Here is a 12,553-nt window from a genome sequence, read left to right on the forward strand (position 1 = left end):
TTAATAAAGCTGTATGAAGAGAGAATTCTTAAAATACAGCTTTATTATTAATAATATTTGTGTATATATAATATGTTTTTTATAATATAAAATATATGATAAAATAAGACATATTCTTATTTATGTAAAGGAGAAAAATATGAATTATATCATTAATGCATTAAAAGGGATAGTTATAGGAGTATCCAATGTTATTCCAGGGGTAAGTGGTGGAACTATGGCTGTTGTAATGGGAATATATGATAAAATAATATATTCTGTTAATAATTTTTTTAAGGACATAAAGAAAAATATATTATTTTTAGGCTCACTTGGTATTGGAGCTGTAGTAGGAATATTATTGTTTACTAACTTAATTGATTATTTACTTAAAAGTTATAATGAACAAACTAATTTTTTCTTTATTGGATTAATATTAGGCACAGCACCATTATTATTTAAAAAAGCAACAGAAACAAAAGTAAGTGCTGGCAATTGGATAGGATTAGTGATAGGATTTATGATTGTTGCTGGATTAGGATTATTAGAAAAAATTAATCCTGATGCTGCTTTTTTAAGTTCAATATTTAAACCTAATTCAATAGGATTCTTTGTAGCTGGATTTATAGCAGCTGCAACAATGATATTACCTGGAATAAGTGGTTCATTTATGTTATTACTAATAGGTTTATATGAACCAATAATAGAAATAGTAAAAAGCTTTGATATCGTAAATATGGCTATCGTTGGAGTTGGAGTTGTTGGTGGATTCTTATTAATGACTAAACTTATAGAAAAAATATTTAGTAAGTATCCTCAGACTGCTTACTGTATAATTTTTGGATTAGTAATTGGATCAGTATTTGTAATCTATCCAGGTTTTACATTTGGATTAATGGGAATAGTATCAATAATTTCCTTAATAGTAGGATTTGTTATTGCTTATATAATAGGAAAAAATGAAATATAAATAACAAAAGGATATTTTAGGTTTTAATATTGTTAAGACTAAAATATCTTTTTTATTTTATCAATTCATATAGTTTTTAGTAGACCTATATGAATTGATTATATATTTTTAGTTAAATTTAAATCTTTATTGCAACATATATACATTCTTTGGAATATTTATGTTAGAATAAAATTAGTTATAATTATTATGTTAACGAGGTGTATTATGAATACTGTAACTATAAAGATAAATGGGATTGAATATAATCTAAAGGGAAGAGAAAATGAAGAATACTTATTAGAAGTAGCAAAATACGTAGATGGAAAAGTGAGAGATATTATGGCAAACAATAGAAAGCTGAGCTCTACAGCAGCAGCTACTCTTGTTGCGTTAAATATAGCAGATGAACTATTTAAAGCAGATATAGAAATAGAAGGATTAATGAAAAAAAATACTTCTTTAGATGAAAGAAACTTAACATTGAAAGAAAGAATAAAAGAAATTAGAGAAGAAGCAGAAGGAATAGAATTCAATGCTTCTAGAGAAATTAATAAACTAAATAAAACAATAGATGAATTAAACAAAAAACTTTTAGAGGCAGAAGAACTAAAAAATAAAGTTACACTTCTTGAAAATGAAAATGAAGAAAATAATCATTTAAGAGAAAAAATATCAAAATTAGAGAAGGAAATAAGTGAAAAAGAAGTAGCCATAAATGAAAAAGACTCTTTAAAGCTAGAAATAAATTCTTTAAAAGATGAAAATCTAACTCTAAGAGAAGAAGTAGAAAACTGCTACAAAGAAGTGGAAAACTTAAAGGAAACTAATGGACTACTAAAGAATAATGAGGCAGATTATAAAGAAAAGTTTATAAAGCTTAATGAAGAATCTAAAATAATAGAAGATGATTTTAAAAAGACAAAAGCAGAAAAAGATTTATTAAAGCAAAGAAATAAGGAAATAAAATTCCAATTACAAAACTCAAAATATAAAGTTTTAGATTTGGAAAAGAAATTGATTGATATTCAAGTAAAGCTAGCTTATGAGAAAAAACAAAAAAATGCTTTGCTTAAAGATGTTTAATTATAATGTATCTAATGTTTTAAAGACAGCTTGATTTTTCTTAATTAAGCTGTTTTTATATATCAGAAAGTAAGTTATAAAACTACAATAGAAAAAAGTTAGAATTTATGATATATATAATTAGGAAAGATAAAAGCATAATAAACTAAAGTTTAGGAGAAATAGTTATGAAGAAAGTGGAAATTTTAGCTCCAGCAGGGAGCATGGAAAGTCTTATTGCAGCAATGAATAAAGGTGCTGATGCAGTTTATTTAGGTGGAAATAAATTTTCAGCTAGAGCATATGCATCTAATTTTGATAATGATAATATGATAAAAGCTGTTGATTATGTGCATAGCTATGGAGCTAAGGTTTATGTAACATTAAATACTATATTGAAAGAAAATGAAATTGAAGAAGCAGTTAGATATGTAGGATTTTTATATGAAATAGGAGTAGATGCAATAATACTTCAAGATTTAGGATTATTTAAAAGAATAAAGGAAGATTATCCTGATTTTGAGATACATGCATCTACGCAAATGACTATACATAATGGAGAAGGTGCGTTATTTTTTAAGGAAAGAGGTTTTCATAGAATAGTTTTATCTAGAGAATTATCTGTAGATGAAGTTAAATATATTTCTAAAGATTTAGGAATAGAAACAGAAATCTTTGTTCATGGTGCATTATGTATATCGTACTCTGGACAATGCCTTATGAGCTCTATGATAGGTGGTAGAAGTGGAAATAGAGGTAGATGTGCACAACCTTGTAGAATGGAATATACATTAAAGGGAAATACAGCTGGAGAAAGAAAGGCGTATCTTCTAAGTCCTAAGGATACATGCACAATAGAAGATATGAAAGATATTATAGACTCAGGAACATATTCATTAAAAATAGAGGGAAGAATGAAAAGACCGGAGTATGTTGCAGGAGTAGTAGAAAATTATAAAAATGCAGTAGAAAAAGAATTATATAATACTGAATATAATGTTAGCAAAGGGAAAAGAGAATTGCTACAATTATTTAATAGAGGCGGATTTTCTAAGGCTTATTTACATAAAAACGTTGGTATGGATATGATGAGCTTTAAGCATCCAAGAAATACTGGCGTGCCTCTAGGAAAAATAGAGAAAAATGGAGAAGTGGTTTTAAAAGAAGATATTGCTTTAGGTGATGGATTTAGGTTTAGGGAAAGTGGATTTTCAATAAATAAAATTATTACTAATGGAAAAGAAGTAAAAGAAGCTAAAAGAGGAGAAAGAGTTAAAATATTTCCAACTGCATATAAGGTAGGAGACGAGATATTTAAATCATTAGATAAAAAACTATTTGATTCTTTAGAGGATTCTATAAAACCATATAATAGAAAAATTTCCTTAAAAGCAAATGTTACTTTTAAAGTTTCAGAACCATTAAAAATAAGCATAGAATATAATGATAAGAATTATGAATTCTTAGGTGAAGTTGTTGAAAAGGCAGAAAAAAGACCTTTAGAAAAAGATAGAGTTATAGATTCACTATGTAAATCTGGAGAGAGCGCTTTCAAAATAGATGAAATTAATTTTGAGGCTTTTGAGGATGGATTTATAAGAGTTAGTGATTTGAATAACCTAAGAAGAAAGGTTTTAGAAGGAATTCAAAAATCTATTACAAAATCTTTTAGAAGAAAAAGACCTGAAAAATTAGATAGAATTAATAATATTAAGAGCAGTAATATTAATTTAGATATAATATATCAATGTATTAAGAGAGAACAGCTGGATACTTTAATAGAAGAAGGGGTTAAGGATATAATAGTTGATGTATTTAATAGAGATAAAGATGCTATAAAGGTTAAAGATTTAATAGAAGTATCTCAAAATAGAGAGCTTAATATTTATTTAAAGGTTCCAAATATAATTAAAAGTGAATTTAATAATGTAATAAATATAATAGAAAAGGTAAAAAAATATATTAAAGGAATAGTGACTGTTAATGTTGGAGTGATTCGTAAATATCAAGATGAAATGATGATAATAGGTGATTATAAACTGAATATAATAAATTCAGAAGCTTTAAAGTTTTATCAAAATGAAATTGATATTCCTACACTAAGTTTAGAGCTTAATAGGAAAGAAATTAAAAATATGTTAAAAGGAAATAAGGGGAATGTACAAGGAATAATATATGGCAAAACTGAGCTTATGATAAGTGAATATTGCCCTATTGGAAGTACTTTCGGTGAAAAGTCATCTTGTAGTGATTGTAATCTAGCATGTACAAGGGATGAATTTACACTAATAGATAGAATGAATGAAAAGTTTAGAGTAATGACTGATATTTTCTGTAGAAGCTATATTTTAAATCCTCATCCATTAAATCTTATTGAAGAAAAAGAAGATTTAAAGAATCTTGGAGTAAATTCTTTTAGAGTTGAATTTAGAGATGAAAGTTTAAATGAAGTAAAGAAGGTACTTAGAATGATAAGAGGAGAGGAAAAAGTTAATACTAATAATTATACAAAAGGTCATTATAGAAGAGGGATAGAATAGAGGCGAAAATATGAGTATTACATTACTTAAATATTTACTTTTAGGTGTAGTTTTATTAAATTTATTAGTTATATTAGGAACAAGAAAATTTAAAAAAAATAATGAAATAGTAAATACAAATTCTGAATATAGAAGAGAAGGAATTAAATTATTAAAAGATCTTTGGAAAAAGCAAATTATAATGATTGCTATAGGAGTAACATTATTTTTATTAGCTATATTAATTAAAGAAAATGATAATAAGATTGCAATTAACACATTTGCAGTTATAAGTAATTTATATGTACTAATTTCAGCATTATTAGCTACCTATAATTATAATAATTTTAATAGAAGCATAGCTGATTTATTAAGCAAAATTAAAGGCTAAGGTAATGAAGAGGAGATATTATGGAAAAAAGAACTCTTAGAGTATTAGAATTTAATAAAATAAAAGAAAAATTAAAAGAATATGCAATAACACATGGTGGAAAAAATATTATAGATAATCTTATACCTTATGATACTGTATTTGAAGTTAAAAATAAGCTTAAGGAAAGTAATGAAGCATTGGATTTATTAATAACAAAAGGAAATCCTCCATTCGAAGGATTATTTGATGTCAGAGAGGGAATTGAGAGAGCTAAAAAAGGAGGAGTACTATCAGCAGGTCAATTATTAAAAATTGGTGGTATGCTTAAATGTTCAAGAAGATTTAAGGAATATATATCTAGAAGAGAAGATGAAGTTCCTCATGTTATTTTAGAAGATTTAGCATATATACTAACTCCTATAAAAAATCTTGAAGACATTATAGAAATGTCTATAATTTCTGAAGATGAAATAAGTGATAAAGCAAGTAGTACTTTAAATGGAATAAGAAGAAATTTAAAAGAAAAAAATTCTTCGGTTAGAGATAAAATAAATTCAATTGTAAGAGCAAATGCAAAGTATCTTCAAGATACTTTATATACAATGAGGGGAGATAGGTATGTTTTACCTGTAAAGGCTGAATATAAGGGAGCAGTTCCAGGTCTTGTACATGATCAAAGTTCAACTGGAGCAACACTATTTATAGAGCCAATGAGTCTTGTAAATTTAAATAATGAAATTAAAGAACTTAAGCTAAAGGAAAAAGCAGAAATCGAAAGAATATTAATGGATTTATCTAATAGAGTTTATGAAAATATTGAAACTGTTGAATCAAACTATAAAATTCTTACAGAATTAGATTTCATATTTGCAAAAGGGAAATATGCTTCTAGTTTAAATGCTATTTGTCCAGAAGTTAATGAAGATAGAAGCTTTGATATAATTCAAGGAAGACATCCTTTAATTGATCCTAAGGTAGTTGTTCCTTCTGATATTTATTTAGGCAAAGAATTTAATACTTTAATGATTACTGGACCAAATACTGGGGGAAAAACAGTAACGTTAAAGACAGTTGGATTATTACATTTAATGGGACTTAGTGGACTTTTAATACCAGCAAAAGATGCTTCAAGCATAAGCTTTTTCACAAAGATATTTGCTGATATAGGAGATGAACAAAGTATAGAGCAATCACTATCTACCTTTTCATCTCATATGACTAATATAGTAAAAATAATGAAAGAAGCAGACGATAGTTCATTAGTTTTATTTGATGAATTAGGGTCAGGTACTGATCCAGTTGAAGGTGCAGCTCTAGCAATAGCTATAATAGATACATTAAGAGAGCAAGAAGCTAGATTAATAGCAACAACACATTATAGTGAATTAAAAGGATATGCTTTAAGAACAGCTGGAATTGAAAATGCATCTGTTGAATTTGATGTTGAAACTTTAAGACCTACTTATAGACTTTTAATTGGTGTTCCAGGAAAATCAAATGCCTTTGAAATTTCAAAGAGATTAGGACTTCAAGAGGATGTAATAAATAAAGCTAAAAGTAATATTTCATCAGAAAACCTTCAATTTGAGGATTTAATAAGGGACCTTCAAGAAAAAAGTATTTTAGCTAATAGAGATGCAAGAGAAGCTAAAAGGATAAAAACAGAAGCGGAAGAACTTAAAAAGAAGTATGATGAAAAATTTAAAAAGTTAGAAGAAGTTAGAGATAAGGCCTATAATGAAGCTAGAAGAGAAGCAAAGGATATTATAGCAAAAGCAAAAGATGAAGCTGATGAAATCTTAAAGGCAATGAGAGAACTTGAAAAGCTTGGAATTTCTCAAGGTGGCAGAGCAAGATTAGAAGAAGAAAGAAAGAAACTTAAGGATAGTTTAGAAAAGAAGGAAGAGTCATTATATAAAACAAGAGAAAATACTGGAGAAGCCATTGAAAAAGTAACTTTAGGAATGGATGCATATTTACCTTCTTTAAATCAAAATGTAATAATTATTTCAATGCCTGATTCAAGAGGAGAAGTTCAAGTAGAAGCAGGCATAATGAAAATAAATGTAAAGTTAAAAGACTTAAGAAAAATTAATAACGCGCCTGCTAAAAAAGAAAAGAAAAAGAGAGAGCTTAAGTTAAACTTAAAATCAATAGAAAGCAGAGTTGATTTAAGAGGAATGGATGCGGAAGAAGCTTGTTATAAAACAGATAAATATTTAGATGAAGCATATATGGCTAATTTAGGAGAAGTAACAATAGTTCATGGAAAAGGAACAGGAGTTTTAAGAAAAGCTATAAATGATATGTTAAAAAGGCATTCACATGTTAAAAGCTATAGATTAGGTGAGTATGGTGAAGGTGGAGATGGAGTAACTATAGCAATACTTAAATAAAATAATAATTAAAATACTATTAAGATAAGAAGAGACTCGTGTTTTAGAGTCTTTTTTTATGCTATAATTGTATATGAAAAGAGGTGTATATATGTATCTTATAAGTAGTTGTTTATGTGGGGTTAATTGTAAATATAATGGCAGTAATAACTTAAATAGTAAGTGTGTGGATATTTTTAAAGAAGGTAAAGCCATATTGATATGTCCTGAACAACTAGGAGGACTTCCTACACCTAGAACTCCAGCAGAAATTCAAGGAGATTCAGAAGGCGTTTTAAATGGTAATGATAAAATTATAACTAAAGAAGGTTTAGATGTTACCAAAGAGTTTTTAAAGGGAGCATATGAAACTTTACATATAGCGAAATTAAGTAATATAAATAAAGCTATTTTAAAGGAAGGGAGTCCATCATGTGGAATCAATTATATTTATGATGGAAATTTTAATGGAACAAAAATAATTGGAAAAGGTTTGACTGCTACTATTCTAGAGAAAAATGGAATAGATGTTATAAGTGATATTGACTTGAAGGGAGAATAATGATGGGGATATTAGACATTTTTAAAAGAGTAAAAAGAAAAAATTACGAAGATGATTATGAAGAAGAATATGAAGATGAATTTGAAAAAAAGATAGATGATTCAAAGGACAATGATTATGAAGAAGAACTTACTTATAAAGAAGAAATAGATTTGAAAGTAGAAAAAAATTCTATTGAAAATTTTGAAGAAATAAATTTAAAAGAACAGGTTAAATTATCAAAAGAAGAAATAGATAATTTAATTTCTAGTGAAATTTTAAAGGTAATTGAACTATATGATGATTTTAATCAAGTTAGGATAGTAGCAAGAGAAGCAGCAAGTAATATAGGAAGAGAATATATAAGTGAGTTACCAAATTACTTAAATGGGAAAATACATAAGCCAAGTAGGTTTATAGATAAGTACGACGAAATAGGAGAGTGGTCTATAGTTGTTGAAAATTCGGTATTAATGATAATTTATAGCTATAAAGAAGATGCAGTTCCTATTTTAGAGAGAGTTTCACAGAAAAATTCAAATTTAAATTTAAAAGCTACAAATCTATTATGCAAGCTAGCAAGTGAAAATATAAGAACGGAAGAGATAATTAATTCAATTATGAATAATTTAATTGCATTTAATGATGAAAATAAAATTATTATTTTAGGGTTTATGTCTCAAATAAAAGAGAATAATCAAGTAATTGGATTAATACAACATTTCTATAAGAGTTTTGTAAAGAATGGAGAAATAAAAAATGCTTATAATACATTAAAGCATTTAATAAATGCAGCAGAAAGATTCACTAAAGGACATTTAAAATTCCTTAAAGCAATAGCTATGGGTAAAAATACAATTAACTTAGAAGAAATTATGATGATAGAAAAGGATGATCCAATAACTATTTCAATTGATAAAATTGATGAGTCTTTAAGGATTGATGCAGCAATTACTTATTTTACATTAGATAATAATGATGCTGATATAAATAGTAAGCTATACTATCTAAGTGAATATTCTTTAGATAAAAATATAAGAGAAAAAATAAAGATTTTATTAAATAAATAGAAAATTTATAGAATATAAATTATATTTAAATTTATATGCACTAATGAATGCAAAAAATAATGGAGGTTAGATTTTGAAAAAGAAGAAAGCAAGCAGAAAAAGGCAAATGTTAAGACGAAGAATTATGGCATTAACTATTTTTGGAGTTATAATTGGATTGTTTTTATATACCCCTATTAAATTTAAACATTTTAATTTATTGAACTCCGAAGCAGAAGCTAGTGAGAGATTTAGTCTTCAAATGGAAGCTTTAAATGATTATAAATCTATTAAAGATAGTTTTAACAATATATATGCTACAGATGAAACATTAAATGAAATTAGTACATTTATAAAAAATATTGAAAAGAATTTGTCTGAAGGAATAACTGAAGAGCTAGAAAGTTTAATTTTAGAATTAAAATCAAAAATAAATCAATTAAGTGCCTCAAATCAAATAGAACTTGAAAAGATGTTTAATGAAATAAATGAGGATAACTTAAAAGGCTTTTCAGAAGAAGAAATGAATAAGGTTAATGAGCTTACTGATGAATACAATCAATTATTCAGCGAGAAAAAATACAAACAGGCTAAGGAAACATTAAATTCATTGATTAACTATATAAATGAAACTAAAAAAATTGCTAATGAAAGACGTATAAAGGAAACATATGAAGAAAAGTCAAATGAAGATGCAAGTTTAAGGGAGCCTAAATATATAAATGGAATTTTAATTGTAAATAAAGAATTCGGATTACCGGATAGCTTTGCACCAGGCGAAGGGGTAGAAGCAAGGCAAGCATTTGAAAATATGAAGGCAGATGCTGCTAACGAGGGGATTTATCTAAATGCATTTTCAACTTATAGAAGTTATTGGAGTCAAAATAGACTATATTGGAATTATGTATCAAATTATGGTCAAGATCCTACTGATACATTTTCTGCTAAACCTGGATTTAGCGAACATCAAACAGGGCTTGCTTTTGATATAGGTGGTGTTGATAGATCACTTTGGGCAGAAGAAGATTTTAAATATACTGATGAAGCAAAATGGCTAAAAGATAATAGTTATAAATATGGATTTATTTTAAGATATCCAGAAGGAAAAGAATGGAAAACTGGATATATGCATGAGTCGTGGCATTTTAGATATATTGGAGTTGATCATAGTAAAAACTTCAAAGATAATGATTTGACTTTAGAAGAATATCTAGGATTATAAAAAAAGTAATTTGATTTTATCAAATTACTTTTTTTATTGGTTATAGAAATTATAAAATATTTTTTATTTAATAATGAATAAAGAAATCTTTTAAAGTTTTATTTATTTACAATTTTAATATTTTCTACAGTTAAATCTTCAGTTCCTTGAACATATAAATTAGCTCTTTTTAAATCATGAACATAATCTACAACTTCTTGAGTTATTTCCTCTCCAGGACAAAGTACTGGAATTCCAGGAGGATAAGCAAGTAAGAATTCACCAGAAATTTTACCTATGCTTTCATTTAAAGGAATTGAAATTTTATCACTATAAAAAGCTTCTCTTGGATTAAGTATTTTTGTTGGTATAGCAGGAATATCTAAAAAGTCTTGAACAGGTTCCTTTTTACCATAATACTCATTAGATATTTCTCTAAGTGCAGATAGTAATCTATCCATACCTTCTTTAGTGTCTCCAAAAGAACCAACAGCTAAAATATTATAAAAATCTGATAATTCCATTTGAATATGATATTTATCTGCAAGGATCATATCAAGTTCAAATCCTGTTATTCCAAGCTCTCTAGAGGAAATAGTAAGTTTAGTTGGATCAAAGGAATATGAACCAGGCTTGCCTAAAACTTCTTCTCCAAAGCAATGGAATCCAGGGATTTTATTTATTTCATCTCTAGTATATTTACAAAGTTCTATTGTTTTTTCAAGTAAGTTTTTTCCTTCTAATGCAATCTGTCTTCTAGCACAATCTAAAGATGCCATTATTATATATGAAGGAGAAGTTGTCTGCATTAAATTTAAAATTTGCTGAACTCTTTTAGGATTTACATATTTACTTTTAACATGTAATAAAGAGCCTTGAGTTAATGATCCTATTATTTTATGTGTACTTTGAGCACAAATATCAGCACCAGCTTTTAATGCTGACATAGGTAATTTTTCTGAAAATGCTAAATGAGGACCATGTGCTTCATCTACTATTAATGGAATATCATAGCTATGAACTATATCAGCAATTTTCTTTATGTCTGTTGCAACTCCATAATAAGTAGGATTTATAATTAATACGGCTTTAGCATCTGGATTTTCTTTAAGAGTTTTTTCAACAGTTTCAGGAGTTACACCGTGGGCAATTCCTAATTTCTTATCAATTACAGGTTCCATAAAAACTGGAACAGCACCACTTAAGATAATGCCAGAAGTAACTGATTTATGTACATTTCTAGGAACGATTATTTTATCACCATCATTTACTACTGCAAGTATCATAGCTTGTATAGCACCTGATGTACCGTGGATTGAGAAAAATGAAGCATGTGCTTCATAAGCATCAGCTACTAATTCTTGGGCTTTTTTTATAGGGCCAGTAGGATGATGTAAGCTATCAACTAGTTTAAATACTGTAACATCTATTTTAAATGGATTTTCACCTATAAAATTCTTAAACTCTTTATCTATACCTACTCCTTTTTTGTGTCCAGGAACATGAAATGGTAGTGTGTCTCTATTTACATATTCTTTAAGGGCATCAAAAAGAGGAGTTTCATTTTGATTTAATTTATACAATCTAGAACACCTTCTCTCTTATAACTATTATTGGTTATCAAATAAGTTTTATACAAACAATAATATTATATTTTATTAGGTTAAACTATGCAATAAAATACTCAATTTAATTAAAAGAAATATGTAAATTAGTGAAATTTGAATAAAAAATAGTATTTCTGACAACAATATTTGAAGAGAAGCTGAATAATAGGAGGAATTATCTGTGAATAACTTAAACTTAAATAAGAGAGATGTAAACATACCTAACAATGCAAAGAAGGTAAGAAGAGCTGGAAAGGTTCCAGGAATATTATATGGTAAGAGTTTAAATGATTTTATGTTTGAAGTTGGAGAATTAGAATTATGTAGAGAAATTTCTAAAAATGGAGAACATGGAGTATTGGACTTTGATTTAAATGGAAATGCTCATAAAGCTTTAATAAAAGATGTCCAAAGAGATCCAGTATCACATAAAATAATTCATTTAGATTTAGAAGAGTTGGAGCAAAACCAAAAAATAGTATCTTCTGTACCAATTCATTATGTTGGAGAAGGTCATCTAGGTAAAAGAGGAATGGTATTACAAAAAGAAAAAGATAGTATAAGAGTAGAATGTACAGCAGATACATTACCAAAATATGTTGATATAAATATCAATGGAAGTGGTGATGGATATGTTTATAGAGTAGGGGATTTAGAAGTAGCATCTGAACTTTCAATAATTGATGATTTAAATACTGTAATTGCTTCAGTAAGCTATGAAAGAAAAACTGTAAGTGATGATATGGAAGAAATAGCAGAAGAAAATAGTAAAAAATAATAAAAGTAATTTTAAAAAGTGTAAAGAGGTGCAATATGGTGTCTCTTTACATTTTTTTATTCCATAATTAAACTCTTTAGTGTATAATATTACCTGATTATTAGTTTTAGGAGGGGT

At 27.1% G+C, this 12,553-nt stretch carries 10 protein-coding genes; 9 read left to right on the forward strand and 1 reads right to left on the reverse strand.

Translation table 11 applies throughout. The annotated features are described in order from the left end of the window. Nucleotides 1-139: 139 nt before the first annotated feature. The 8 genes from J7M87_RS19115 (at nt 140) to J7M87_RS19150 (ending at nt 10,072) form a co-directional block, all read left to right on the forward strand. The gene (locus J7M87_RS19115; protein WP_291653637.1) at nt 140-949 is read left to right on the forward strand and encodes a DUF368 domain-containing protein; all 810 of its coding nucleotides are present in this window, start codon (nt 140-142) and stop codon (nt 947-949) included. Between the two features lie 207 nt (nt 950-1,156). Then, a complete protein-coding gene (gene zapA / locus J7M87_RS19120; protein WP_291653639.1) occupies nt 1,157-2,014 on the forward strand; it encodes a cell division protein ZapA in 858 nt (285 codons plus the stop codon). A gap of 167 nt (nt 2,015-2,181) precedes the next feature. Further along, nucleotides 2,182-4,533 carry a U32 family peptidase gene (locus J7M87_RS19125; protein WP_291653641.1) on the forward strand — a complete coding sequence of 784 codons (2,352 nt, stop codon included), beginning with the start codon at nt 2,182-2,184 and terminating at the stop codon, nt 4,531-4,533. A gap of 10 nt (nt 4,534-4,543) precedes the next feature. Then, nucleotides 4,544-4,903, forward strand: coding sequence for a hypothetical protein (locus J7M87_RS19130; RefSeq protein ID WP_291653643.1), 360 nt, complete (start codon nt 4,544-4,546; stop codon nt 4,901-4,903). A 20-nt stretch (nt 4,904-4,923) separates the two neighbouring features. Next, nucleotides 4,924-7,281, forward strand: coding sequence for an endonuclease MutS2 (locus tag J7M87_RS19135; protein WP_291653646.1), 2,358 nt, complete (start codon nt 4,924-4,926; stop codon nt 7,279-7,281). Between the two features lie 91 nt (nt 7,282-7,372). Then, nucleotides 7,373-7,822 (forward strand): DUF523 domain-containing protein, encoded by a 450-nt coding sequence (locus tag J7M87_RS19140; RefSeq protein ID WP_291653648.1) that lies wholly within the window; start codon nt 7,373-7,375, stop codon nt 7,820-7,822. A gap of 2 nt (nt 7,823-7,824) precedes the next feature. Next, nucleotides 7,825-8,871, forward strand: a complete 1,047-nt coding sequence (locus J7M87_RS19145) for a hypothetical protein (protein ID WP_291653650.1) — start codon at nt 7,825-7,827, stop codon at nt 8,869-8,871. Between the two features lie 73 nt (nt 8,872-8,944). Beyond that, the gene (locus J7M87_RS19150; RefSeq protein ID WP_291653652.1) at nt 8,945-10,072 is read left to right on the forward strand and encodes a M15 family metallopeptidase; all 1,128 of its coding nucleotides are present in this window, start codon (nt 8,945-8,947) and stop codon (nt 10,070-10,072) included. Between the two features lie 98 nt (nt 10,073-10,170). Here the strand turns inward: J7M87_RS19150 and J7M87_RS19155 are convergent, their stop codons facing one another. Continuing rightward, nucleotides 10,171-11,634, reverse strand: a complete 1,464-nt coding sequence (locus J7M87_RS19155) for an aminotransferase class I/II-fold pyridoxal phosphate-dependent enzyme (protein ID WP_291653654.1) — start codon at nt 11,632-11,634, stop codon at nt 10,171-10,173. A 205-nt stretch (nt 11,635-11,839) separates the two neighbouring features. Between J7M87_RS19155 and J7M87_RS19160 the strand changes: the two genes are divergently transcribed. Beyond that, nucleotides 11,840-12,436 carry a 50S ribosomal protein L25 gene (locus J7M87_RS19160; protein WP_291653655.1) on the forward strand — a complete coding sequence of 199 codons (597 nt, stop codon included), beginning with the start codon at nt 11,840-11,842 and terminating at the stop codon, nt 12,434-12,436. The last annotated feature ends 117 nt before the right edge of the window (nt 12,437-12,553 follow it).

Source organism: Clostridium sp. (genome assembly GCF_017888565.1).
Classification (GTDB): Bacteria; Bacillota; Clostridia; order Clostridiales; family Clostridiaceae; genus Clostridium.

What these genes read in the sequence shown, in the direction of transcription:
- J7M87_RS19125 (WP_291653641.1), top strand. Translation starts at nt 2,182, where the DNA reads ATGAAGAAAGTGGAAATTTTAGCTCCAGCAGGGAGCATGGAAAGTCTT.
- J7M87_RS19115 (WP_291653637.1), top strand. Translation starts at nt 140, where the DNA reads ATGAATTATATCATTAATGCATTAAAAGGGATAGTTATAGGAGTATCC.
- J7M87_RS19145 (WP_291653650.1), top strand. Translation starts at nt 7,825, where the DNA reads ATGGGGATATTAGACATTTTTAAAAGAGTAAAAAGAAAAAATTACGAA.
- J7M87_RS19140 (WP_291653648.1), top strand. Translation starts at nt 7,373, where the DNA reads ATGTATCTTATAAGTAGTTGTTTATGTGGGGTTAATTGTAAATATAAT.
- J7M87_RS19130 (WP_291653643.1), top strand. Translation starts at nt 4,544, where the DNA reads ATGAGTATTACATTACTTAAATATTTACTTTTAGGTGTAGTTTTATTA.
- zapA (WP_291653639.1), top strand. Translation starts at nt 1,157, where the DNA reads ATGAATACTGTAACTATAAAGATAAATGGGATTGAATATAATCTAAAG.
- J7M87_RS19135 (WP_291653646.1), top strand. Translation starts at nt 4,924, where the DNA reads ATGGAAAAAAGAACTCTTAGAGTATTAGAATTTAATAAAATAAAAGAA.